This is a genomic window from Streptomyces sp. KM273126, assembly GCF_004337435.2.
Lineage (GTDB): Bacteria > Actinomycetota > Actinomycetes > Streptomycetales > Streptomycetaceae > Streptomyces > Streptomyces acidicola.
Window position 1 is genome coordinate 3,756,722 of record NZ_SJXB02000001.1, and the last position, 24,596, is coordinate 3,781,317.

The following is a 24,596-nucleotide window of genomic DNA, read 5'->3' on the forward strand; positions in this document are numbered from 1 at the left end:
TCGGGGGCGCGCCGGGAGGTCTCCGTCCTCGGTCCGGCGGGTCTGTGGGGGTGCGATGTGCTCGGCGGCGGACGCCGGCCGCTGCGGGCGGACACCTCCCGGCACGCCCCCTTACGTGCGTACGCGGCTGCCGGGCGCGTCGGGGGTGCGGGCGCTGTCCATGTCGTGTTTGGCGCGGCGATGCGTACGGAACGCACGGTGCGTTGCGGCGATGCGTACGGAACTCGCGGTGTGTTGTGGCGGCGGGTGCGCCCGTGCTTTCAAGGGGCGCGGGACTGTGTTGAATTAGCGGCTCCGCCGCGTGGGCGCGACCAGCCACGATGAACCCGCAGCCGCTCACCGACAAGAACCCGGCAGACGGGACGCATCCGGATGTGTCCCGGAGGGGCATGTCACAGGCGGGGTTGGTTCCCTCGGTCGGGGCGGAGCCCTAGGGTCGGGGCCATGTTCGCTGCTTACGCTGCTCGGATTGACCGTGACCAGCCCCTTCACGGGCTGGAGTTGGGGGAGCGCCCGGCTCCCGAACCGAGGCCGGGCTGGACGACCGTGAGGGTGAAGGCGGCCTCGCTGAACCACCATGACCTGTGGTCCCTGAAGGGCGTCGGGCTGGGCGAGGACAAGCTGCCGATGATCCTCGGGTGTGACGCGGCGGGTGTGGACGAGGACGGCAATGAGGTCGTACTGCACTCGGTGATCGGACAGAGCGGTCATGGGGTGGGACCCGACGAGCCCCGCTCCATCCTCACTGAGCGCTACCAGGGGACGTTCGCCGAACTTGTCGCCGTACCCACGTGGAACGTTCTGCCGAAGCCCAAGGAACTGTCGTTCGAGGAAGCCGCCTGTCTGCCCACGGCGTGGCTGACGGCGTATCGCATGCTCTTCACGAACGCCGGAGTGCGGCCGGGTGACTCGGTCCTTGTCCAGGGCGCGGGTGGCGGTGTCGCCACTGCGGCCATCGTGCTGGGCAAGGCCGCCGGCCTGCGGGTGTTCGCCACCAGCCGGCACGAGTCGAAGCGCAAGCGGGCCGTGGAGCTGGGCGCGGTGGAGGCGCTGGAGTCGGGGGCGCGGCTGCCGGAGCGCGTCGACGCCGTCATCGAGACCGTGGGCGCCGCGACCTGGTCCCACTCCGTGAAGTCCCTGAAGCCCGGTGGCACGCTCGTCATCTCCGGTGCCACCAGCGGCGACCGGCCCTCCCACGCCGAACTGACCCGCATCTTCTTCTTGGAGCTGAAGGTGGTCGGCTCCACGATGGGCACGAAGGACGAGTTGGAGGATCTGCTGTCCTTCTGTGCGGCGACCGGTGTGCGGCCCGTGATTGACGAGGTACTGCCGCTCGACCGTGCGCGGGAAGGGTTCGAGCGGCTGGAGGCCGGTGATCTGTTCGGGAAGGTCGTACTGACGGTCCCCTGAGGGGCCGGGGGTCCGTGTCATGTCAACCGGGGTTGACGTCGTCAGGGTGTCAATGTAGGTTGACGCTATGACCGAAGCAACGGATCTCGCAGCGCGTGCGGGTGACCGTGATCCGCGGGTCGGATTGCGGGCGGTCGCCGCGCTGCGGAGGCTGCTGGAGCAGCTGGAAGCGGTTCAGGTGCGCAGTGCGCGCAATCAGGGGTGGTCGTGGCAGGAGATCGCCGCGGAACTCGGGGTGAGCAGGCAGGCCGTGCACAAGAAGTACGGGAGGCAGTGATGTTCGAACGGTTCACGAAGGACGCCCGCGCTGTCGTCCTCGGCGCGGTCGACCACGCCGAACGGTCACGCGCGGCCATGGTCGACGAGGAGCACCTGCTGCTCGCGCTGCTCGCGCTGCTCGACCGGGAGGCCAGCCGCGCCGCGTTCGCCCTGGACGCCCTGGGGCTGGCCGAGCGGCGGAGCTCCGTGGAGCGCGCGCTCGCCGAGGCCCGCCGCCGTGGCGGCCTGTCCCGCGCCGACGCGGATGCTCTCTCCGGGCTCGGTATCGACCTGACGGAGATCGTTTCCCGCGTCGAAGAGGCCCATGGGGTGGGGGCTTTGGAGTCCAGAAGGAAGAACGGGAGGGAGGACGGGAACGGGAATGGGAAGAAGGGGAGGGGTGGCCGGTGGGCCGGTCGTCGACCCTTCGCCTCCGGCGCCAAGGAACTGCTCACTCAGTCCCTCCGGGTCGCCCTGGCTCATCGCGACCGTCACATCGGAGACGAGCACCTCCTCCTGGCCCTCACGGCCCGCCCGGGGGTCGCCGCCGAGGTCCTCGCGGATCACGGAGTGACGTATGCGGCGGTGGAGCGTGTGCTGTGGGGTGGCCAGGGACAGGCGAAGGCCGGATGAGGGCCTGACGCTCGCCGCCTCGTCGGCACCCGCAACACGTCACCGTCCGCATACCACCCGGCACGCCACCCGCTTCACCTCACCCCTTGGGCGTCCGCAACGTCGCTCCGATGTGGGCCGCCGCCGTGGACAAGTGGCGGCGGGCCTCGCGGAGTTGGTCCTCTGTGACGCCGTGGTCGCGGGCCGCGTCGCGGATGCCGTCACGGAAGCGGTCGAGGAGTCGGTCGAGGTCGCGGGCGGCATTGCCCGTGGAGGCCTCGTGGGCCCAGACAGGCTCGTACTCGGCGGGGAACTCGTCCGGAGTGGTCGTGTAGTCCGGGGAGGTCGTGTGCTCCGGGGAGGGTGTGGCGGTGTTGGATGTCCCCGACGTCCTCGTGCCCGTGCCCGGGCCTGTCCCCGTCCCCGTGTCCGTATCCGTGCCCTTGTCGGGCGTCGCTCCCGGGCGGCCGAAGCCGAAGTCCTTGCCCCAGTCCTTTCCGAAATCGCCGAATTCCTTTGCCAGTTCGGAGAGGCCCTCACGTACCCCGGTCGGCCAGTCGCCCCGCGCGAAGTGGTCCTGGACCTGTTCCTGAACGCGCTTGGCGAGGCGCTGGAACTCCTCCTGCGCCTGCGTATGGGCGTGCTCCTGGGCCTCCTTGGCCTGGCGGCGGGCTCGCTGGGCCTCCTCGCGGGCCCGGCGGCTCTCGTCCTTCGCGCGGCGGGCCTGCTCCTTCCACTCCTGCTTGACGCGGCGCATCTCCTCCTTCGCGGCGCGCCAGGCCTCCTTGTCGGTGTAGTCACCGAAGTCGCCGAGCGGGCCCTGCTCCCGGGCCCCGCTCCTGGTGCCCTTGCGTGCCTCGGAGGCCGCCGCGCGCATCTCGCGGCGCAGGTCACCGGCCGCGCCCCGGACGTCGGCACGGATCTCCGCGGCCAGCTCCGCCACCGACTCGCGGATCTCCAGCTCCAGGTCGGCCAACTCGCCTCGGCGGTCGGCCAGTTCGGCACGGCCCGCGTCCGTGATCGCGTACACCTTGCGGCCGCCCTCGGTGGTGTGCGTGACCAGGCCCTCGGCCTCCAGCTTGGCCAGGCGCGGGTAGACCGTGCCCGCCGAAGGCGCGTAGAGGCCCTGGAAGCGCTCCTCCAGGAGGCGGATCACCTCGTAGCCGTGGCGCGGGGCCTCGTCCAGCAGCTTCAGCAGGTAGAGGCGGAGGCGTCCGTGAGCGAAGACGGGGGGCATGTCAGAGAACCTTCTTGTCAGTCGTGCCGTCGGACGCATTCTCGTCGGATCCGGTGCCGGCCGGTTTCGGATCCTCCGGTTCCGGGAGGTTCGACGAGTTCGAAGGGGTTGAAGGGGGCGAAGGGGTTGAAGAGGGTGAAGGGGTCGGGGAATTCGCAGCGGCCTGGAAGGTTGGGGAGTTCGCGGAGGTCGCAGAAGTCGGGGTGGTCGGCGAATCGTCCTCCGACGGGGGCCTGCGGAGCAGGGCGATCGAGCCCGAGATCGTGGTCGCCCTCAACTTGCCCTTGCCCTCGCCCAGACGGCCCGTGATCTTGTGGGCGCCCCAGGGGCCGCTGACCCGGAGGTCGTCGAAGGCGTTGGCGATCGTGCCGCTCGCCGTGTTCGCCTCGACCTCCGCGTCCGCGGGGTGGGGGAGCCGGATCGCGATCTCGCCGGAGACGCTGGTGAGGCCGACGTCTGTGGGGCTGCTCGTGGGGTCGAGGTCGAGGATGATCGAGCCGCTCACCGAGTCGGCCTTCACGGCCGGGCAGGAGCCCTCGATGACCGTGAGGTCACCGGAGACGGAGTTCAACCGGAGGTCGCCGGTGACGGCTTGGGCCTCCACGTTCCCGGAGACTGTCGTTGCGCGCACCGGGCCCGACAGGCCGACCAGGGTCGCGTCGCCCGAGACGCCCTTTACCTCCGTACGTCCGTCGAGGCCGGAGACGACGGCCGTCGCGCCTATGACGCCCACCTCGACGCGTGTCCGGGCCGGAACCGTCAGGGAGATCAGCGCATTTCTGCGCCATCCCTTGCGGTCGAGCCACTTCAGGAAGCCCTTCCAGGGGAGGTCGTCGTACGCCACCGTCAGCGTGCCGTCCTCCTGTGTCACCGTCAGAGGCGGCCCCTCGATGTCGGACACCTCCAGGCGCGGGGAACCCTCGTCCGTGCCCACGACGTTCACCGTTCCATTGACGATGCGCACATGGAGTGCCGTCACGGGGTCGTTGAACGTGAGGTTCCGTGGCTCGGTGACTGACCACTCGGGCATGGTGTCGACCTCCTCGACCGGACGCAACGCGCCATATCGCGTCTTCCGCTATTCACGATATATCGCGGTCACGGAAAGTCAAGGCGCCCGTTCCGGTGATCCCGTGGGGATGTATGCGGGCAAAATGCCCTGATGCGGGAGTGCGTCAGGGCAAGCTCCCGGAGGCCGAGGCTCCCGGTCCCTCTCTGTTCCCGGCGCGCTCTTGCTCTGCCGGGCGGAGGGTGAGCCCGTCGCCCGTGGCGGCCCGGCGGGGGCTTCCTTGAGGTGAGCGCGGGCAGCGCCTCGCAGCGCTGCCCGCGCTGCGGCCACACCGCCTGTTAAGGGGGGCGAACGGCAAAGCCCCCTGCTGTCGGCGCCCAGGAAGCGCCGTTCTACTCCTCGTCGTCCTCGTCGTCCAGCCGGGCCAGCCACGTCGCGAGGCGCTCCACCGGAACCTCGAAGTCCGGGTTCAGGTCGACGAACGTCCGCAGTTGCTCGGCGAGCCACTCGAAGGTGACCTCTTCCTCGCCGCGCCGCTTCTCCAGCTCCTCGATACCGCGGTCGGTGAAGTACATGGATGGTGCTCCGTTGGTTCTGTGAGGGGTGGGAATCCTCCCTCGCGGGAAGAACTCTTCCCTTACGGGAAGAAAGGGCGAGGACTTCCTGGGAGGGAAGCCAAGGAAAAGGATAGGCGGCTCAGTGGGGCGCTTGAGGGGCCCTCGCGGGCCGGCCCCACGCCACTAGCCTGCGCACCGGGCAGGCGGGATCATGGGGGGTTCAGGGGAACGGGGGAACGGGGATGCCATGGGGGACGTGACGCGCGTCGCGCGCATCGAGATGCCGGACGGGACGCCCGTGTGGGCACGGATATCGGGGGCCGAGGAGCTGGCCGTGCCGTCCGGGGAGTTGTCGTACACGGACACCGGGTTCACCGACCGGGTGGAGGCGCAGGTCGAGAGCCTGCAGTCGGTCGTCACGAGCGTCGCGCGCTCGCTGGCCGCACCGCTGCGCGCGGTCCGCCCGGACGAGGTCAGCGTCGAGTTCGGGATCGAGCTGACGGCGAAGGCGGGAAAGGTCGTCGGTCTGCTCGCGGACGGGGAGGCCAAGGCGGGCATCAAGGTCACGCTGACCTGGAACGGCGGGCCGCCCGATCCGGACTCGTCCGCGTCTGACACGTCCGGTCTCGCCCCAGCCGCGTCCGGCTCGTCCGATCACGACCCATCCATTCGAGGCTCGTCCGTTCAGGGCTCCTCTGCCCACGGCTTGTCTCCTCATGATCCAGCCGCTCCCCGCTCGGGCCAGGAGGGCCGGCCCGGTGATGCGCGCGCGGGCGCGTCTCCCGGCGCTTCGGTGCATGGAGGCGCGGGCGACCCGGTCACCAGGAGCGGGGCGTGATGGGCGGGTACGCCCCGGGCGCATCGGACGGGTTCGGTGACGCCCACAGTGCGCTCCGTGAACTCGTCATGGCCGCGACAGTGCGCATCCATCGGGCGGGGTTCGGGTATGCCCTCGACGAGCCCGGGACGTTCCTCGGAAGCGGCTTCTTCGTCGCGCCGAACTGGGTTCTGACCTGCGCGCACGTGCCGAGGAGCGGGAAGGGGGGCGAGGTCACCGTGGTCTATGAGACCGATCCGGGCCGCGGTGCGACCGCTGTCGCCGGGGAAGTGGCGGCCACCCTCCCGGAGTACGCCGGGCTTCCCTCACAGGGCGCCTGGCCGGCTCCGGACCTCGCCCTCGTACGGCTCCGCGAGCCCGTCGACCACGAGTGCGTGTACCTCTCCGAGCGGCCCGCCGCTTATTACAGCGAGAGCAAGGTGTTCTACGCCGGCTGGACCGTGCTGGGCGGGCAGCTGGTGCTCCTGGACGGGCCGCTCTCGGTGCACGGCGGCGTGCGCGGAGCGTCGGCGGGGGTGCAGATGCGGCTGGGCGACAACGACCTGCCCCTCGGTGTCTCCGGAGGACCGGTGGTCGACCCGGAGCGCGGCGAGGTCGTCGGCATATTGAAGTCGCGGTCGGACCGTGGCAGCGGGGGCACCTCCATGGGGGTCGAGCAGTTACGGACGCTGCCCGTGCCGCGGGGCGAGATGCGCGCCGAGCACGACGATCTGTACCAGGCGGTCCTGCACGCCCATGACCGCTACCACCGGGACAGGCAGCGGCACGCCGACTCCGTCCGCCCCACCTGGGCCGACGCGCAGGGCCAGCTCCGCGCGCGCCCCGGGCGCACTCTCAGCCCGGTCGAGCGCGTCGAGCTGCTCGGCCGGCTCGCGGATCTCCCGCCTCCGGTCAGTACCCGCAGCCTGCTCGACATCCTCGACTCCCTTCCGGACCACGAGGCCGCGGTTCCGGCACCGGCGCCGCGCGGCTGGCGTGACGGTCTCGGCGCGCTGTACGCGAATGCGCGCCAGGACGGTGCGTTGAAGCTCCTCCTCGACTACGTGGTGGGGGTCCTGTTCGCCGAGCGCCCGTTCTCCACGCCCGGTACCCAGGACGCCGAGCGTGCCCTGTGGGAATGGGTGCACCAGGCCGCGCTGGGCCTCTCCTCGAAGCACCGGAGCAGGTTCGCGCGGCTGCGGACGGAATGGATCCAGCAGCGATCGCAGGCTCCGGGGCCGCCGTCCTCAGGACGGCGGCACGGGCAGCCCGGGCAACCGGTGGAGGTTCCCGACCCGGCGCGCGTGGAGCACGAGGAGGCGCCCGCCGGCGGTGCGCTGCGCCGGACCGCGCTGCTCGAACTCCTGGAGCGCGGCTGGCAGCGTGACCACTGCGACTGGAGGGTCTCCGTGATGCACCCCGGCGGGGAGATCGAGCGCCTCGACGAGGCCGAACAGGCCCCCTTGGACAGGCTCCCCGAACACCTCGCCGGAGCTCTGGACGAGGCGTTCCGCCAGTGCGACGAGGACGAACGGCCCGCCGTCCTCCAGGTGGCGCTGCCGCACGCGCTGCTCGGAGTCGCCGTGGACGACTGGCAGTTGGCACCCGGCGAGCCCCCGCTGGGCACGTACCGTCCCGTCGTGGTACGCAGTGCCGACCGCGAGCAGCCGTTCGACGAGGGAGAGCTCTGGCCCTTCGAGCGCGACCGGGCCTACGGCGCAGGCGACGCGCACGACCCACGTGATGCGCCTGGCACACACACCGAACACGACGCATACGCTGCGCGCCGCACACGTGCCCCACATGCCCCACATGTCACGCACGACACACTTGCCCCCCACGACCCGCCTCACACCCCTCACACCAGTCACACCCACGACGAGCGCGAGTCCCGCTGGCGCTGGGTGCACGCGCAAGCCGCCAAGGCGGAAGTCCTGGACTGCGACGACGGATTACGGATACCCGTACCGACCGTGAACCGACTGCGTGGCCTGCATCCCGGCGCCGTGCCGGTGCTGTGCCGCCACGGCGACCAGCGCTTCGAGGACGACACGATGGCCCTCGCCCGGATCGTGCACGGCGGCTTCGGCGTGGCCCTGTGGCGGCGCTGGAGTGGCGGACGGGACGCCGTGTGCGGTGAGTTCCACCGGAGAGCGGGCGACACCGTCGCGGTCGCGGGCGGCGCCGACCGGCTCCCGGAGCTGGTGCGCACGCTGCGCGCCGGCGTACGCGCGGGGCGCACGGAGACGTTCTGGGCGGACGGTATCGCGCTGCTCTACGACGATCCGCACCAGCCCCTGCCCGGTACTGGTGGTGACCTGCTGGAGGCCCCATGATCCGGCCAAGTCCCGGAGTCCGCCGGACACTTACCAGGCTTCCTGTGTATCGATACGGTGATGCACGTTCTACGGACCGCAACGCATGTTCGACGGCTGCCAGGGGCGGACGAGTGACGACGAGGACCGGACCATGACCGAATCCAGGACCGAATCCAGCGAGTGGCTCATCTACCGAGGCGCCGGGGAACCCCACGAGGGCATGGACCGGCTGCCCCCACCCCCGCCGTGGCGCGACTTCGCGAGCCGGGAGACCGCCGGACCCGGTGCGGGCGGCTCCCAGAACCGCCGTCTCGGCGCGCACCGGCACCTCGCCGAACTGCACCGCCCCGGCGCCGAGGAACTGGAGATGATCAATGCGGCGCTCTATCTGCGCCGCCCCCTCCTGGTCACCGGCAGCCCCGGAGCCGGCAAGAGCACGCTGGCCCACTCCGTCGCGTACGAACTCGGCCTGGGCAATGTCCTCAAGTGGTCCGTCGTCAGCCGCTCCACGCTTCAGGACGGCCTCTACCACTACGACGCCATCGCCCGGCTCCAGGACGTGCAGATCGCCGCGCAGGGAGGGTTCGGAAGCGCGCCCGGCAGCCCGGGAGCCGTTGAGGGAATCGGCAGCTACATCCGCCTCGGGCCCCTCGGTACCGCCCTGCTGCCGTCCGACACACCGCGCGTACTGCTCATCGACGAGCTCGACAAGAGCGACATCGACCTGCCGAACGACCTGCTCAACGTGCTGGAGGAAGGCGAGTTCGCCATCCCCGAACTGGAGCGTGTCGCCGACCGGCTGCCGGACGGGGAGGCCGAGGTGCTCACCGCCGACGGCGCCAAGGTGCGGGTGCGCGACGGCCGGGTGCGCTGCCGCGCCTTCCCCTTCGTGGTCCTCACCAGCAACGGGGAGCGCGACTTCCCGGCCCCCCTGATGCGCCGCTGCATCCACCTGGAGCTCGGCCGGCCGGACCACAAACGGCTCGCCACCTTCGTACGCGCCCACCTGGGCGACGAGGCCGCACGCCGCGGCGACGATCTGATCGCCCATTTCCTGGAACGTTCCCGCAGCGAACTCCTCGCCACCGACCAGCTGCTGAACGCGATCTACCTCACCGACGCGGCCGCCCCGACCAGCCGCGACCGACTCGCCGACCTGCTCATCCAGCGACTCGACCGCCCGAGGTGAGGCGCTGATGCCCGACGCTGCGGCGCCCCACGGCCCGGGTTCCTCCGCCGGGACACCCGGCGAGGGCCCCGACGCCGGACACTCCGTCATGCCTGTAGGCGATGGACCGTCCGCCATCCCCGGGGGCGATGGAGCGTCCGTCGTGCCTGGGGGCGGTGGAGCGTCCGATGTGTCCGGGGGCGATGGAGCGTCCGTCGTGCCTGGGGGCGGTGGAGCGTCCGATGTGTCCGGGGGCGATGGAGCGTCCGTCGTGCCTGGGGGCGGTGGAGCGTCCGATGTGTCCGGGGGCGATGGAGCGTCCGATGTGCCCGGGAACGGCGGAGCGTCCGACGTGCCCGGTAGCGATGGAGCATCCGTCATGCCTGGGGACGACGGAGCGTCCGACGTGCCCGGGAACGGCGGAGCATCCGCCACGCCCGGCGGCGACCCGATCGCCGAACTCATCGCCCGACTCAGGGAGATCGGCCTCGACCCCGACGCCGAGGCGCTGTGCGACGCCGTGTGGCTCGCCCGCTGGACGCGGCCTGCGAACAGCCACGAGCAGACCGAGCCGCCCGCCCACCCGGGCGTGGGGCCCGTGTCGCGCGGTACGCCGACGCCCGGCGGCCCCGTCACGACCTCCGGTGAACCGGACATCCCGCCCCCTCCCGCGCCCGTGCGGCCCCAGCCGTACGACGGTGAGGGTGACCGGCGCGTGGCGCTGTTCATGGCGGACCCGGTGCCGCAGCACGGTGCGACCCGTACCGGCGGGTCGGGCCGGGCGACGGCGCTGCCGGTGGGGGTGCCGGCGGCCCCCGCCTTCCCCGCCACACTCGAACTCCAGCGCGCACTGAGGCCCTTGCAGGGTTACCGGAGTGCCGCGCCGCCCCTGCGCAAGGTGCTCGACGAGACCGCCACGGCCGAGCTGAGCGCGCGGGCCGGAGGGCTGATCCTGCCGGTCCACCGGGCGGTGACCCGCGCCGACGCACGGCTGCAACTCGTCATGGACGCCTCGTCGTCGATGCGCGTATGGGGCCGGATGTTCGCCGAACTGGAGCAGGTGTTCGGCCAGTTGGGCGCCTTCTGGGACATCCAGGTCAGTCATCTCCACCAGGGTCCGGACGGCGCGCCGGCCGTCAGCCGCAGCCCGGAGGCGTACGCGGCGCCACTGCACTCCACGGACCGGCTGAGCGACCCCACCGGACGCCGGATCACTCTCCTCGTCAGCGACTGCGCGGGCCCGCTCTGGCACAGCGGCCAGGCCCACCGGCTGCTGCACCAGCTGTCCCGGCAGGCCCCCGCCGCCGTACTCCAGCCGCTGCCGCAACGCATGTGGAACCGCACCCGGCTGCCCGTCACCTACGGCGAGCTGACCCGGGGCGAGGCGCTCGGCGGTGCCGCCGCGCTGCGCGTGCGCACGGCCACCGGACGGACTGCGGAGAACCGCAAGGGCGCGCTCCCCGTGCCCGTGCTGCCGCCCGAGCCGGTGGCGCTAGGCGCGTGGGCGCGGCTGCTGTCCGGGGCCGGCGCGGGTCCGGTGGCCGGTGCGGTCGGCTGGGTGCGCGCGGACCAGCCGCCCGCCCCGGCGGCGCGCGCCGGGCGCCGCCCCTCCCCGCTCGAACTGGTCAGCCGGTTCCGCGCCACCGCCTCCCCGGCCGCGGGCCGCCTCGCCGTCTACCTGGCGGCTGCCCCGCTCTGCCTGCCGGTGATGCAGCTCGTGCAACGCACGATGCTGCCCGGCTCCGGCCCGTCCGAACTCGCAGAGGTCCTGCTCAGCGGCCTGCTCACCCGCGCCAGGCAGGAGTACGGCACGGACGGCGCCCAGTGGTACGAGTTCGCGCCGGGCGTGCAGGAGTCGCTGCTGTCCCCGTTGGGCCGGGACGAGGCCATGCTGGTCCTCAAGCACTGCTCGGAGTACATCGAACAGCGCTTCGGCAAGGGCGGGCCCAACTTCCCGGCCCTCGCCCTCGCCCAGCTCGGCGGCGGCGACGGCGGCGGCGACCGGAGCGAGGCCGCCGGACGCCCGTACGGGCCCGGAGCCGGCTACCCCGGCGGGACCGGCGAGAACGGGTTCAACGGCGCGGCGAACCTGGTCCCTCAGCCCTTCGCGGAGGTGGCCGCGCGAGTCCTGGAGCGCTTCATGCCGTTGCCCCGGCAGCTGGCCCTGTACGGCAGCCGGGAGCGCACCGGACCGGCCGAGGAGCGGCCCACGCACCAGGCGGTGAACCGGGCCCGCGACCTGCTCTCCCGCTTCGACCGCGAGGGCATGGTGCAGGACCTGATCGACGCGGTGCAGTTCCTGCGCGGCGCCACCGAACATGAGCAGCCCACGGACCGGGACCCCGAACTGTGGGCCGAGTACGCCCACTGCCTGCTGCGGCTGTGGGAGGTGCAGGGCGGCACCGACCTGCTGCGTGAGGCGGAGTCGGCGGCCGAACGGGCCGTGGCGCACCCCGGCGCCGTACGCGAACGAGCCGTCCTGGCCAGGGTGCTGCGCTCGGCCGCCGCCGACCGCAGGCGCCACGGCGACCGGCGGGGCGCGCTCGACCTGCTGCGGCGCGCCGACCGGGAGTACGCGGTGGCCTGCGCCGATCCCCACCTGGACGACGACAAGGAGGCGCTGCGGCTCACCCTCGAACGAGTCGGCGCCCTGGAGACCCAGGCGTGCCTCGGCGGGGACAGCGCGCTGCTCCAGAGCGCGGTCGGCATGCTGGAGGCGTTCGCCGACGCCTGGCCCGACCGCGGTGAGCGTCCGCCCGAGCTCCCGCTCGCCCACGGCCGGATCCTGCTCCGCCTGTCCGGCGCCACGACCGACCCCGAGCAGGCCCGCGGGTACGCGGAACAGAGCGCCCAGTCGCTGCGCGCGGCGCTGGAGGCCGCCCCGGAGGACGGAACGGCCGCCCCGGAGACGGCACGCGAACGCGTCCGTATCCTCCTCGACCTGGTCGACGCGCTCCTCAGGGCGGGCGGCGATCTGGACGACGTCGCGTCCCGCGTCGACGAGGCGCTCGCCGTCACCCGTGAACAGGGCCTGCGCGCCGCGCTCCTGGTGCGCGCCGGGCGCATCCACGTGGCCCGGTACGCCGACTCGGGCGACCCGCTCGAACTCCAGGACGCGGCCGCCCGCTTCGGCGATGCCGCCCACCGCATGCCACGGGACGCCCCCGCCCACGCCGATGTGCTCGCCGAATGGGGCGACGTGCTGCTGCGCCGGGCGCAGCTGGAGACCGGCGCCCGCTCCCAGGACCACCTGTCCCGCGCGATCCGCGTCCTGCGCGACTGCCGCACGGAGACCCCGGTGGGCAGTGACCGGCTGGCCCACCGCATCCTCCAGCTCGGCCGCGCCCTGATGCTCCGGTACCGCGGCCGGGGCGACCGTGTCGACCTGCGCGAGGCCGAGTACCTCTTCGGGCTCGCGGCGGCCGACGCGGCCGATGCGCTACTGGCGGCCCGCTGCTGGCTCGAACTGGGCCAGGCCCAGTTCGAGGCGTACCAGAGCCTGGACCGTCCGGCCCGCCTCGACGAGGCGGTGGACGCGTTCCGCAGCGCCGCGGAGTCGGCCCGTGAGGCGGAGGAGATGGCCGAGATCGACCGGCGGCGCCAGGAAGCCGTGGAGCTGGGTGCGCAGGCACACCACTGGCGGGGTATGTCCTTCGAGGCGGCCGCCCGCCCACGCGCGGCCAGGGATGCCTATCGGTCCGCCCGTGCGGAGTGGGCGCGACTGCCGGACGACATGGTGAGCACCAGCGAGCCGACGGCACGGCAGACGGCACAGCGGCTGGCGGAGCTGGAGTGACGGGGGAGAGGGAAGAGGGGCTGAGGATGGACGTACGGGACGAGCCCGCACCTGAGCCGGAGGAGCAGCTGTCCGCCGAGGCCACGGACCCGGGCCGGCCGCAGGCTCCGCTCCCGGACCTGCTGGAGCTGGACCTGGCGGAGCTGAGGACGATCCAGCATCCGGTGCTGCGTGAGGTGCTGGAGGATCTGCGGGAGCGGGCGGCGCGGCCGAGCGAGATGCTGTGGGGGTTCAACAACGCGTTCTGAAGGCGGGAGGGACCGGGACGCGCACCTCACAAGGCGTCACTTCAGGTCGAAATATTCGCCCATCCGGCCAGCCGGGAGTCGGCCGGCGTTTGTCGGTTCCCGGTCAGGGAATACGCCCGGGCACGGGTAGGGGGCCGTGGCGCGCTGGTGCGGGCCGTACAGCATGGGGGTGCCGGAGTGTCTGCACAGGTCGCTCCCCACCCGGCATCCCAAAACCCCACCCCGTTCAGGCAGTTCATCGTCAAGATGCACGGCCGCTGCAACCTCGCCTGTCGCTACTGCTACCTCTACGAGGGCCCCGACCACTCCTGGCGCACCCGCCCCGCGGCCGCCCCGCCGGCCGTACTGGACCGCACGGCGACCCGTATCGCGGAACACGCGCGGGCCCACGCCCTGAGGGCGCTGTCGCTCGTGCTGCACGGCGGCGAACCCCTGCTGGCGGGCGCGGACACGCTTGCCCGCTTCACCGGTCTCGTACGCGACCGGGTCCCGCCCGACTGCACGGTGCACGCCACCGTCCAGACCAACGCCACGCTCCTCACCGAGCAGCGGGTGGCGGTTCTGGCCGACCACGGTATCCGCGTCGGCATCAGCCTCGACGGCGGCCTGCCCGCCCACAACGCACGGCGCGTCGACCACGCCGGGCGCCCGTCCTGGCCGGCGGCCGTGCGCGGGGCCCGCCTGCTCGCGGACCGCTTCCCGTCGTCGTACGCCGGAATCCTCACGGTCGTGGACCCGACCCTGGACCCGATCGACACATACGACTCGCTCCTCGCCCTGCGCCCACCCGCCCTGGACCTCCTGCTGCCCCACGGCAACTGGTCGGCCCCGCCACCCCACCTGGCGGACGCCGCCCACGGGGCGTGGCTGTGCGCCGTCTTCGACCGCTGGTGGCGGGCCGGGCGGCGGGAGACCCGGGTACGGCTCTTCGAGGAGTGCGTCGCGCTGCTGCTGGGCCTGCCGGCGGCCACGGAGTCCCTGGGCCTCGCGCCTTTCGACGCGCTCGTCGTGGAGACGGACGGCTCCATCGAGCAGGTCGACTCCCTGAAGTCCTGCTACGAGGGGGCGGCGGAGACGGGCCTGGACGTCTTCCATCACGGCTTCGACGCGGCGCTCCACCACCCGGGCGTGGCGGCGCGCCAGGCAGGCGTGTCCGCGCTGGCGGAGGAGTGCCGGTCGTGCCCGCTGCTCTCCGTCTGCGGCGGCGGCCACTACGCCCACCGCTACCGGGCCGGACACGGCTTCGCCAACCCGTCGGTCTACTGCGCGGACCTCCAGCGCTTCATCCGCCACGTGGCGCGGCGACTGGCCGAGGACACGGCCCCGGCCGCCGCGGCCCCCGGCCCGTCACCCGCAATGCCGTCCGCAACGTCGTCCGCCTCGTGCGAAGGGGGCACCCCGTGATACTCCCGGCGGTCCCGGACCGGGCCCTCCTAGAACTTGGCCGCACCGAGGGCGGCCCCGACACGCTCGCGCTCCTGATCCGCGACCAGGACACGCGGCGGTTGCTGATGCTGCGGGCGGTACTGGACGCCGTGGAGGGGGCCGATGCGGCGGTCTGCTCCGTGAGGGTGCGGAGGCGGGTGCGGGAGGACTGGGCGCTTCTGGAGGAGGCGGATGGGGTCCGCACGGCCCCTCTTGCCGGAACGGCCGCCACAATGCCGTCTGTTCCTGCCGGAATGGCAGACGCATTGCCGTCCGTGAAGCCGCTTTCACCCGCCCGCGCACTGCTCCTCTCCCCGTTGATCGGCCCATGGGCCCGGCGCTGTCTGCGCGCCCTGGACCCGGTGTCCGGCGGATGTACGGAGCAAGGGATACGAGACCTCAGGCACGACCTGTCCCACTTCAGCGCCCTGGCGGCCGTGGCCGCCGCCCGTGCGGGAATCTCCTTCACGGTACGGCTCACCGCCTGGGACGGGGTGCTCACACTGCCCTCGCTGGGAGCACTGCACACGGCCGAGACCGGGGATGCCGAAGTCGAGGCAGTGCACCGGCAGGGTCACTTGACGCTGCGTCAGCGTGGGGCCGACGACGTCACAGTGCACCTGGAGACCGGCTTCGGTGCCTGGTCCCCCGCCCCCGCCTGGTCGCCCGCCCACGCGCTGCCCGGCCTGCTGCCCGGTTCCGCGCCGATGCCGCTGGACGACCTCGACCCGTACCGCACCGTCCGCGGCGGCCCCCGGTACGAGGACCTGAGCGGCCCCGTCACCCTCGACGACGCCGAGCGCAAGCGGTGGCTCCAGGCGTGGTCGGGGACGGCGGCGGCGCTGCGGCTCGGCGGGGAGCACCGGGTCGCGGAGGCCGTGGCTCTGCTGCGGTGCCTGGTCCCGCTGGCGACACCGCCCGGAGCGGACGGACATGGCAGCGGCAGTTGCAGCGGGACCCGGCGGGAGGCGTTCGGGGCGTTGCTGAGCAGTACACCGCCCACGTCGGCGGTGTTCGCGGCGACGCTCGTCCACGAACTGCAGCACACCAAGCTGTCGGCGCTCAGTGAGGCCGTGACGCTCCACCGGGCCGGTCCGAGCGAACGGTACTTCGCGCCATGGCGGCCCGACCCACGGCCGTACGACGGGTTGCTGCAGGGTGCCTACTCCCACTTGGCGCTCGCGGACTTCTTCCAGCGCTGTGCGCTCGACACCCCACACCCGGCACACCGGGAGCCCGCGTGGGCGCAGCACGCGCGCTATCGCGAGCAGGTGGGGGCGGCGCTGCCGGCCCTGGTCGGTTCGCCCGACCTCACCGCGCGGGGGCGCCGGTTCGTCGATCAGATGGTCGCCGTGTACGAGCGGATGACGGAGCACCGCCCGCCCCGAGGCCATGTCGCGCGTGCGCGGGCCTATGTGGAGGCCACCCGCGCCCTGTGGACGCAGCGTCACGCTCCCACTCGTCCGTGATGCTCTCTTGCACTTGTGATCGAGTGTGATCAATTCAGATCGTTTAAGCGATAGTGCGATTGGAGTAGATCGAAGTCGACAGAATGGGTTCAAGTGAGAGGGGGGTCCTGGTGGTCGGCGGTGTCGTACGCGAAGATCGTCGCCACGGGAGGCGATCGGAAGTGCCGCCTTGGCTGTCGTCAGCGGCTATCCCATCGCGGCGTCGCAGTTCTAGAATCAGGAATTTACGAACGGGGAGGCCGCTTGCATGTCTGAAGCTCGCACGCCTGTCAGGCCAACCGGGAGGGGGGCCGCGAAGCAGACCGTCACCATCAGCTTCGCCGGGTTCAACCGAGCTTGGGCGGTCTGGATCGGAGACCGACTGGAGCGGCGCGGTCTGCGTGTCGTGTACCTGCGGTACGACTCCCCGGCGGAGATTCCCCTGGTGGACCTGCTGCGTGATCTGAAGCTCGCCGAGGGCCGGATCCTCATCGTCGTCAGCGAGCGGTACTTCCAGCTGGGTCCCCGTACCCATGAGGAGTGGAACGCGGCCCTGCGCGAGGTCGTGGCGCCCGACCCCTCGCACTTCGCGGCCGTCTCGGTCACCACGGCCCCGGTCCCCACGGCCACGGCGGTGCTGGCACCGACCGACCTGACCAACATGGGCGCCGACGAGGCCGAGCGGCGCCTGCTGGACAGGCTCGACCTGCCGGGCGATCCGTTGCCGGACTCCGCGGACGGTGAGCGACGCGGGCCGCGCTTCCCCGCGGCCATGCCCGAGGTCTGGGGCGGGGTGCCGCGCCGCAACACCCGCTTCACGGGCCGCGAGAGGCTGCTCAACGAGGCCTACCACCAGTTGCAGGGCGCCGAACGGGGCGCCGGCGTGGTGGCCCTGCACGGCATGTCGGGAGTGGGCAAGACACAGCTTGCCGCAGAGTACGTGTACCGGTTCGGGTCCGAGTACGACGTGGTGTGGTGGGTCAACGCCGAGAGTCGTGTCACCTATCGGCGCTTCCTCGCCGAACTCGCCCCGAGACTGGACCTGTCCACGGGCCCGGAGTACGGCGAGCGACTGCGCGCCGTACGGGACTCGCTGCGCCGGGGCGATCCGTACGCGCGCTGGCTGCTGATCCTGGACGGCGCCGACGAACCGAAGCAGATCTGGGACCTGGTGCCCACAGGCCCCGGCCACGTCCTGATCACCACCCGCAATCCGGAGTGGAGTGAGCACAACAGCCAACTCCTGGAGGTGCCGGTGTACGACCGGGACGAATCGGTGGCGTTCATCCGGCGCCGCGCGCCGCGGCTGACGGAGACGGAGGCCGACCAGTTGGCCGAGGCGCTGGAGGACCTGCCACTCCTGCTCGACCAGACGGCGGGCTGGCTCAACGACTCCGACCTGTCCGTCGAGGAGTACCTCCAGCTGCTGGACGGCGGCATCGACCAGGACGTGGTCAAGGTCTCCGCGGACTTCCCGCTCGCGTTCCAGACGGCCTGGTCGATACTGCTGAACAAGCTCCGCGAGACCGTCCCGGAGTCCGTCGCCCTGCTCAGGCTGTGCACCTTCTTCGCCCCGGGCTCCGTCCCTGTACGGCTGCTCAAGGAGATGCCGCTCGACGAGCTGCCCGAGCAGATCGCCGGGCTGCTCAACGACCCGCTGCTGTGGAACAAGGCGGTCAACCAGCTGCGCCAGTACTCCGTGGTCCGCCTGGAGTCCCATGAGGCCGCCACCGACGAGGCTGCCTCCGCCGGGGAATCGCTGTACCTGCACCGGATGGTGCACCAGATCGTGCGCAAGGACATGCCGGAGGATGACCGGCGCGAGTTCATCGACGTGGTGCGGCGGGCGCTGGCAGCCGCGGATCCCGGACGGCCCACCGACACCCGCCTGTGGGACCGGTACGCGGAGATCGTCCCGCACCTGGAGTACGCGGACGCCCTGCAGAGCAAGGACCGGGACGTGCAGCGACTTGTCCTCAACTGCCTTCGCTACATGTGGTTCACCGGCGAGTACACGTCGGGCATCAGACTGGGCGAGCGTGCCCTGGAGGCCTGGCGGTCCCTGCTCGGCGAGACCCATCCTCAGATCTGGGAGCTGACCTACCACTACGCCAACTCGCTGCGCTCTGCCGGTGACTACCAGAGCACGGAGACCATCGACCGGGCCGCCGCGGAACATCTGCGGGAGGAGCACGGCGAGCAGGACCTGGACTACCTGCGCATGGCCAGCGGTCTCGCCGGGGACCTGCGCGGGCTCGGCCGCTACGAGGAGGCGCTGGAGCTGTCCCAGCGGCTGCACGCCACCTACCGCGACCAGCTTGGCGAACAGGACTCGCGGACCCTCAATGCGCTGAATAACCTGGGATTCTCGCTCCGACTGCTCGGCCGCTACGAGGAGACCCTGGACATCGACCGGCGCACGCTTGAGGCGCGTCGGATGCTGCTGAGGGGCCGGCATCCATGGACCCTCTTCTCCGAGACCTCCTACGCGATCGATCTGCGCCTGCTGGGCCGTTACGCCGAGGCGGAGTCGGTGCAGGCGAAGAACGTGCGGGAGTACCGCATCGTGATGGGCGCCGACAATCCGCGGACCCTGCGTGCCGAGCACAATCTCGCACTGTGCCAGTACCGAAGTGGCGACCGGGACAAGGCCGGACCCCTCTTTGCCCGCGTGTTGGAGCGCGGAGAGCGAGTGAGCGGCGAAACGGATCCGGACACGCTGATGTTCGCCGTCAGCCAGAGCTGTTTCGCACGTGAGCACGGCGATATCGACCAGGCACGCGAGATCAGTGAATCCATCATCGCCCGCTACGAAGTGATGCTCGCCGAAGGTCACCCGTTCATCGCCGGAGCCCGCGCCAACCATGCACTGATTCTGCGAAGCGTGGGTGAACGGGAGCACGCCTACGCGCTGATCGAGCAGTCGCTGGCAGAGATGGGCCCTGCGGTGGGCGAGAACCACCCGTGGACCTTGGGTTGTGCTATCAACGCGGCCGCCCTGCGCAACCTGGTGGGCGATCCGGAGTCGGCGGCCTCGCTCAGCAGGGACACGGTCACCAGGGCCACCGAGTCACTCGGGCGCACCCACCCCATGACCCTGTCCGCCCGCGTCGCCCTCGCGGCCGATTTGCGCGGCCTGAGGGACCGGCAGCAGGCCGAGAAGATCGAACAGGAAGCCTTGTCGGATCTCGCCGCGACGCTGGGCAAGCAGCACGTCCACACCATCTCGGCCCGTGCCCGCAACCGGCCGTACTGGGACTTCGAACCACAGGCGAGCTGACAGGCTGGGGGCACCGGTGCGCATAACCCTTCGCGCACCGGGGAATGACCCAGGTCTCTTAACTTGCCTGAAATACACGGGAGTTGAACGGGGGCCCTGTGTGGTGATCTTGGTTGGGCCTGTCCCGGCGGGAGCGGACGGGCCCATTCCCATCGAAGTCGAGACCGTCCTCCAGCCGGCCGCCGCGGACGGCCTCGACCTCGTCTACGGCGACGAGGACACCCGGGACGGAGCCGCCCAGCGTGTCGTGCAGGTCGCCCGTGACGCCTATACCGACGGGCTGGACCTGGCCCGTCGGTGCGCGGCACAGGCGGTGCGGCGGTTCGCGGAACTCAATGAGGGCGTCCGGCCCGACGAGATAGAGATGCAGCTCTCCATCAAGGTCGACGCCGGGGTGGCGGCCTTGGTGAAGAGCGGGGCCGAGGCGCAGCTTCAGATCACGTTCCGCTGGCAGACGGCCACCACGCGGGGCGAGCCGGCCGAGTCCCCGGAGGGAGCCGCCTCGTGAACCGGACAACGGGGGACGTACGCATCCTGCCCTACAGCCGAGTCGTGGAGCAGGACGACCTGAAGCTGGCGCTGGAGCTCAACCACGTGGTGCCCCGCATCGGCGGGGTGCTGATGGCAGGGGCACGGGGCACCGCCAAGTCGACCCTCGTGCGGGCCTTCGCCCTCATGGCCCACGCCGAGCTGCCTGTCACCCTCCCCATCAACGCCACCGACGACCGGGTCCTCGGCGGCTGGGAACTCGACGCCCTGATCCGAGGCGAGGCCCGACCGCAGCCCGGCCTCCTGGAGGAGGCGGACGAAAAGGGACTGCTCTACATAGACGAGGTGAACCTCCTCGACGACCACCTCGTCAACATCATCCTCGACGTCGTCTCGACAGGCGTCCTGTCCGTGCAGCGGGAGGGCCTCGCCGCCGCCAAGCACATCTCCTTCGGGCTCGTCGGCACCATGAATCCCGAAGAGGGCGGGCTGCGGCCGCAGTTGCTCGACCGGTTCGGGCTGATGGTCACCACGGCACAGCTGGATGTCGGGGCCCGTCACCGTATGATCCGTACGGTTCTGGACTTCGAGGAGGAACTCGGCAAGGAGCACTCCGACTGGCTGGCCGCCGCCGATCGCGACGACGTGGCGAACCGCAGCCGACTGGACACCGCCCGGAGACGGGTGCCGGAGACCCAGGTCCCCGACGGGATCGTTCGGTTGTGCGCCGAGGCGGCCGAGCGGGTGGACGCCGTCGGACAGCGCGGCGAGATCGTCGCCACACTGGCGGCTCGGGCGCTGGCCGCCCTTGAGGGGGCGGACCAGGTTCAGCCCGAGCACCTGCTGCGGGTGCTGCCCATGGCCCTTCGGCACCGTCGACCGGAGACGGCCCACGGCGGCATGTTCGACTGGGGGCCGGACGACGAGGCCCGGGTCAAGGACCTCTTCGACACCGTATGAGTGGCATCGTGCCCGCCGACCCGGCGAGTGGCTCCGATACGTCCGCCGTGGGCACCGTGCCCGAGGAGCCGGACGACCTCGCGCTGCGACTGGTCCGCGCCCTGGTCTGCGCGGCCGTCGAACCCGCCCTGGGCGGCGTCCTGCTCTTCGACCTGGAACCCCGGCTGATCGATCCGGTGGCGCGTCTGTTCGCCGGCATCCTGACCGGCGAGGGGCAGCCGGCCGACACCCCGCTCGTGCTGGGAGCCACCAGCCGCGACGAAGACCTGTGGACCCGGCCCCGCCTCCGGCAGGGGCCGGACGGCCTGTCGTTCCGGATCGAGCCCGGCCCGCTCATCCGGGCCGACGGCCGCCCCGGAGCGCCGCCCCTGGCTGTTGTCCCGGACCTGACCCGACTGAGCGTTGCCGGGATGCGCGCGGCCGTGCAACTCGTGGGCGCCGACCTCGTCGTGGTCGAGCACACCGGGCTGAGCCATGCTGCCAGGCCCCGGACGCGCTGGCTGGCCGCCTGCCGCTCGTCCGACGCGGGCCGGCTCAGCCCGCATCTGCTGGACCGGTTCGCCGTACGGCTGTCGGCCGCCGGTCTGAACCTCCCGCCGGCCCACCGGCTGCTCGGCAGGCTGCCACCGGCCTGGCTCACGGCTGCCACTCAGGGCGTCCCCGTCGCGACCGTCACCGACGACGCCCTTGAGCGCGTGCAGGAACTTCTTGGCCGCGATACGAGCGCCCCGGGCATCCGCAGGGAACTCGCACTGGCACGGCTCGCCCGTACCCTCGCCGCGCTGGACGGCGAGGGTACGGCCACGGGCCGCCACTGCGACGCGGCGGCCCGGCTCATCGGCCTGGCCGTGGCCGAGTCGGCGCAGCCCGCCGAGACAGCTGTCGGCCCCGAGACCTCACCGCCACTGCTGCCGCGCCGCGGCCCGCTCCCGGATGACGGCCACAGGGACCGAGGCGGCCGCGCCGACGAGGACGCGCGACCCCGCCGCGAACCCGGTGAGCCACTGCTGGAGACCGAGCCCGCCGAGGGAATCGGGACCTTCCCCGGCGGAGCCCCCGAAGCCCTCGCCGGCCCGTTCCCCGAGGACGGTGCGGCGGTACTGCGCGACTTCGCGCCCCTGAGCAGTCCCTGGCAGCGCACGGCTGGCCCCGCCGCGGCACGTGGCGTCGTGATCGGCACCCGGCGGGCACGGGACCTCCACGACCTCGCGTACGTGCGTACGGTCCGAGAGGCGGCTGTGCACCAACGCCTCCGCCGCACCGAGCGGTTCACGATCTCGCCCGTCGATCTGCACAGCCATGTCCGGGCCAGCGCCCCCGAGCGCATGCTCGTGCTGGTCCTGGACCACACGTGCCGGGGCGATGACTGGGACTGGCAGGACGCCCTCACACCGTTCCTGCAGTGGGCGTACACCGGCCGGGCCGCGACGCAGGTGGTCGAGGTCGGTGTCGCGGAGCCGGCGGACGAGTTGCGGGCGGAGTCGTTCGCCGCTCGCAGTGTCCTCGACCCGCGTGTTCTCGCCGCGCTGTACCGCCCGGCGGGGCATGCCACCCCCCTCGCTCACGGCATCGAGCAGGCGGCACAGGCCTTGCGCCGTGCCTTCCGGCAGCAGGGGAACGGCCTGGCGGAGGCGTGGCTGGTCGTCGTCACCGACGGCCGCGGCAACGTACCCCTGCGCGTCAGCCACACCGGCCGTGTGAGCGGCCCGGTGGCCGCAGAGGGCGTCGAGGACGCGTTCAAGGCAGCGGCCCGCATCAGCGCCATGGACCGGACGAGGCTGCATGTCACCGTCGTCGACGCGGCCCGGGAGCCGTACGGGGACCTGCCGTTCGCGCTCGCCGACCGGCTCGGTGGCTCCGTGGTCGAGGGGCGTGCCGCGCGCGGTCGAGGGCCGAACGGGGAAGGAGGAACCGTTGAGCGGTGAGCCGCAGCGCGGCGCCCGCTGGCTGACTGGGGCCGGCACCATGATGCGCCGCGCGACCGTGCCCGGTCTGAAGGCCGCGATCCGCCGGGAACCCGCCCCCGTACGGCAACTGCGCCCCACGCACGGACGCCCTTTCGGACTGGGCGGATCGGCTGCCCTGCCCTACGCCCGCCTGGACGAGGGAGTCGCTGTGCTCCGGGCCGTCCGGGCCGAGGGGCCCGGCAGCCAGGACGCCTATCGGCTGCACGGCTGGTGCGGCGACCTCACCGTGACCTGTTCGGCCGGACCGACCCGGCTCGCCGCACCCGCCGTCAGCCTGGGAAACGCCAGCGGTGAGGGGGAGTACCCGTCAGAGATCCTGCGCGGCACCCGCCTCTGGTCCGTCAACCAGACCGAACTCGCCCACTGGATCAACCAGATCCGCGCCCGGCACGGCGGCGCACTCCGTCTCATCGTGTGGGACGACACCGGATACGAGCTCCCATGGGAACTCTTCTGGGTACCCCCGGACCCTCAAGACGGCCTGGAAGGCGGCCTGTTGGGCGCCCTCATCGTCACGACCCGCTGGACGACCGTGCACGACGTCGGCCAGGACCTGCCGCGCGAGACGGGCGACTGCCGGGGCCGGATCCTCGGCTACCTCCACAAGGACATGGCCGACGACAGCCGGGTCTTCGCGCCGTACGAGCACCAACTGCACCTGGAGATGACGCCCTTCCTCCAGGCGCTGGACAACCCGGCCGACCGCACCGGCCTGGTCTACATGGGCTGCCACGGCACCTACGGCGACACCGTCCCCCGCCTTTCGCTCGGCGACCGCACCTGGGCCGAGTTCAACGCGGAGACCATGCACGGACTGCGCACGGACCGGTCCCTGGTCTGCCTCAACGCCTGTCACTCGGGCCGCTTCGTCGACAACAGCGCGCAGGGGGAGCACGTGCTGCGGGGCTTCGCCGAACTCTTCCTGCGCAAGGGCGCGGGCGGATGCATCGTCACCGCCGGCAAGGTCGGGGACCAGGAGGCCCGCGCTCTGGTACGACGCCTCGTCGGCGAGGTCGCAGCCCATCCGGAGCGTCCCGTCACCGAGACCCTGCGGGCCTTCCGCGCACGCGCGGTCGAGGAGTTCGGCTCCCTGGCGGTCATCCCGACAACGCGCAACGATGACGGGCAGGTCGACCGGGTTGGCCAGAAACGAGTCCTACGGCTCCTGTACGCCTTCATGTTCCACTACTACGGGCACCCGCTCACCACCCTGCGCCTCGCCGCAGGCGACGAGCGGAGCGTCGGAGGAGGGGATGGGTGGTGAGCGGTGACGAGCACCCCCTTGTCATCGAACCCGTCGTCGCCTGGCCGAGACAGGCCGAGACGGAGTGCGACTACCTCGTCACCGTCGATCTGCGGGGTCCGCTTCCGGCCCAGGACGGCGCCCCGGCAGCCTGGCCCTACCCGGACGAGGAGTTCATCTTCACCATCGCACTCGACGGCTCCCCGTTCTTCGTCTGCACGGCGCTCGACGAACCGAGCGTCGTCCTCCACCGCTTCGGCGGAACGTACGGGGCGGCGCGCTTTCGCGTGTCGACCGGCAGGGAGACGGGGGACGCCTCCCTCTGGCTGACGGTCAGCAACCAGTGGGGTGTGC

At 71.8% G+C, this 24,596-nt stretch carries 18 protein-coding genes; 15 read left to right on the forward strand and 3 right to left on the reverse strand.

From position 1 onward, the window contains the following. Positions 1–444: 444 nt before the first annotated feature. From E0500_RS16295 to E0500_RS16305, 3 genes are all read left to right on the forward strand, one after another. Entirely contained in the window at positions 445–1,410 is a 966-nt protein-coding gene (locus E0500_RS16295; protein ID WP_131565555.1) for a zinc-binding dehydrogenase, read from the forward strand. A gap of 67 nt (positions 1,411–1,477) precedes the next feature. Continuing rightward, positions 1,478–1,687, forward strand: coding sequence for a helix-turn-helix domain-containing protein (locus E0500_RS16300; RefSeq protein WP_093780812.1), 210 nt, complete (start codon positions 1,478–1,480; stop codon positions 1,685–1,687). After that, complete coding sequence (locus tag E0500_RS16305) at positions 1,687–2,301, forward strand: Clp protease N-terminal domain-containing protein (RefSeq protein WP_131565553.1); 615 nt, start codon at positions 1,687–1,689, stop codon at positions 2,299–2,301. Before E0500_RS16300 ends, E0500_RS16305 begins: the two co-directional genes overlap by 1 nt. A gap of 79 nt (positions 2,302–2,380) precedes the next feature. On the opposite strand, the gene E0500_RS16310 is transcribed toward E0500_RS16305, so the two are convergent. The 3 genes from E0500_RS16310 to E0500_RS16320 all read right to left on the reverse strand — a co-directional run bounded on the left by E0500_RS16310 (position 2,381) and on the right by E0500_RS16320 (position 5,101). Further along, on the reverse strand, positions 2,381–3,517 hold the full coding sequence (locus E0500_RS16310) for a PadR family transcriptional regulator (RefSeq protein ID WP_131565550.1): 1,137 nt from the start codon (positions 3,515–3,517) through the stop codon (positions 2,381–2,383). 1 nt (position 3,518) lies between these two features. Continuing rightward, entirely contained in the window at positions 3,519–4,547 is a 1,029-nt protein-coding gene (locus E0500_RS16315; RefSeq protein ID WP_131565547.1) for a DUF4097 family beta strand repeat-containing protein, read from the reverse strand. A 371-nt stretch (positions 4,548–4,918) separates the two neighbouring features. After that, entirely contained in the window at positions 4,919–5,101 is a 183-nt protein-coding gene (locus tag E0500_RS16320; protein ID WP_005312030.1) for a DUF6104 family protein, read from the reverse strand. A gap of 229 nt (positions 5,102–5,330) precedes the next feature. Between E0500_RS16320 and E0500_RS16325 the strand changes: the two genes are divergently transcribed. From E0500_RS16325 to E0500_RS16380, 12 genes are all read left to right on the forward strand, one after another. Then, complete coding sequence (locus tag E0500_RS16325; protein ID WP_131565545.1) at positions 5,331–5,921, forward strand: CU044_2847 family protein; 591 nt, start codon at positions 5,331–5,333, stop codon at positions 5,919–5,921. Then, positions 5,921–8,236 carry a serine protease gene (locus E0500_RS16330; protein WP_258572796.1) on the forward strand — a complete coding sequence of 772 codons (2,316 nt, stop codon included), beginning with the start codon at positions 5,921–5,923 and terminating at the stop codon, positions 8,234–8,236. Before E0500_RS16325 ends, E0500_RS16330 begins: the two co-directional genes overlap by 1 nt. A 133-nt stretch (positions 8,237–8,369) precedes the next feature. Beyond that, entirely contained in the window at positions 8,370–9,407 is a 1,038-nt protein-coding gene (locus E0500_RS16335; protein WP_131565543.1) for a MoxR family ATPase, read from the forward strand. A 358-nt stretch (positions 9,408–9,765) separates the two neighbouring features. Further along, positions 9,766–13,182 carry an SAV_2336 N-terminal domain-related protein gene (locus tag E0500_RS16340; RefSeq protein ID WP_258572797.1) on the forward strand — a complete coding sequence of 1,139 codons (3,417 nt, stop codon included), beginning with the start codon at positions 9,766–9,768 and terminating at the stop codon, positions 13,180–13,182. After that, positions 13,179–13,430, forward strand: coding sequence for an FxSxx-COOH cyclophane-containing RiPP peptide (gene fxsA, locus E0500_RS16345; RefSeq protein ID WP_399119298.1), 252 nt, complete (start codon positions 13,179–13,181; stop codon positions 13,428–13,430). The genes E0500_RS16340 and fxsA overlap by 4 nt, the downstream gene beginning before the upstream one ends. A 246-nt stretch (positions 13,431–13,676) precedes the next feature. After that, entirely contained in the window at positions 13,677–14,834 is a 1,158-nt protein-coding gene (locus E0500_RS16350) for an FxsB family cyclophane-forming radical SAM/SPASM peptide maturase (RefSeq protein WP_181587245.1), read from the forward strand. Continuing rightward, positions 14,834–16,324, forward strand: a complete 1,491-nt coding sequence (locus tag E0500_RS16355; protein ID WP_131563128.1) for an aKG-HExxH-type peptide beta-hydroxylase — start codon at positions 14,834–14,836, stop codon at positions 16,322–16,324. Before E0500_RS16350 ends, E0500_RS16355 begins: the two co-directional genes overlap by 1 nt. A gap of 247 nt (positions 16,325–16,571) precedes the next feature. Then, complete coding sequence (fxsT, locus tag E0500_RS16360) at positions 16,572–19,583, forward strand: FxSxx-COOH system tetratricopeptide repeat protein (protein ID WP_131563086.1); 3,012 nt, start codon at positions 16,572–16,574, stop codon at positions 19,581–19,583. Between the two features lie 100 nt (positions 19,584–19,683). Further along, positions 19,684–20,091 (forward strand): CU044_2847 family protein, encoded by a 408-nt coding sequence (locus E0500_RS16365; RefSeq protein WP_309505075.1) that lies wholly within the window; start codon positions 19,684–19,686, stop codon positions 20,089–20,091. Then, positions 20,088–21,032: an AAA family ATPase gene (locus E0500_RS16370; protein ID WP_131563089.1), complete on the forward strand. Its 945-nt coding sequence runs from the start codon at positions 20,088–20,090 to the stop codon at positions 21,030–21,032. Before E0500_RS16365 ends, E0500_RS16370 begins: the two co-directional genes overlap by 4 nt. Continuing rightward, on the forward strand, positions 21,029–22,957 hold the full coding sequence (locus tag E0500_RS16375) for a magnesium chelatase (RefSeq protein WP_258572799.1): 1,929 nt from the start codon (positions 21,029–21,031) through the stop codon (positions 22,955–22,957). The genes E0500_RS16370 and E0500_RS16375 overlap by 4 nt, the downstream gene beginning before the upstream one ends. After that, on the forward strand, positions 22,947–24,263 hold the full coding sequence (locus E0500_RS16380) for a CHAT domain-containing protein (RefSeq protein ID WP_258572801.1): 1,317 nt from the start codon (positions 22,947–22,949) through the stop codon (positions 24,261–24,263). Before E0500_RS16375 ends, E0500_RS16380 begins: the two co-directional genes overlap by 11 nt. The last annotated feature ends 333 nt before the right edge of the window (positions 24,264–24,596 follow it).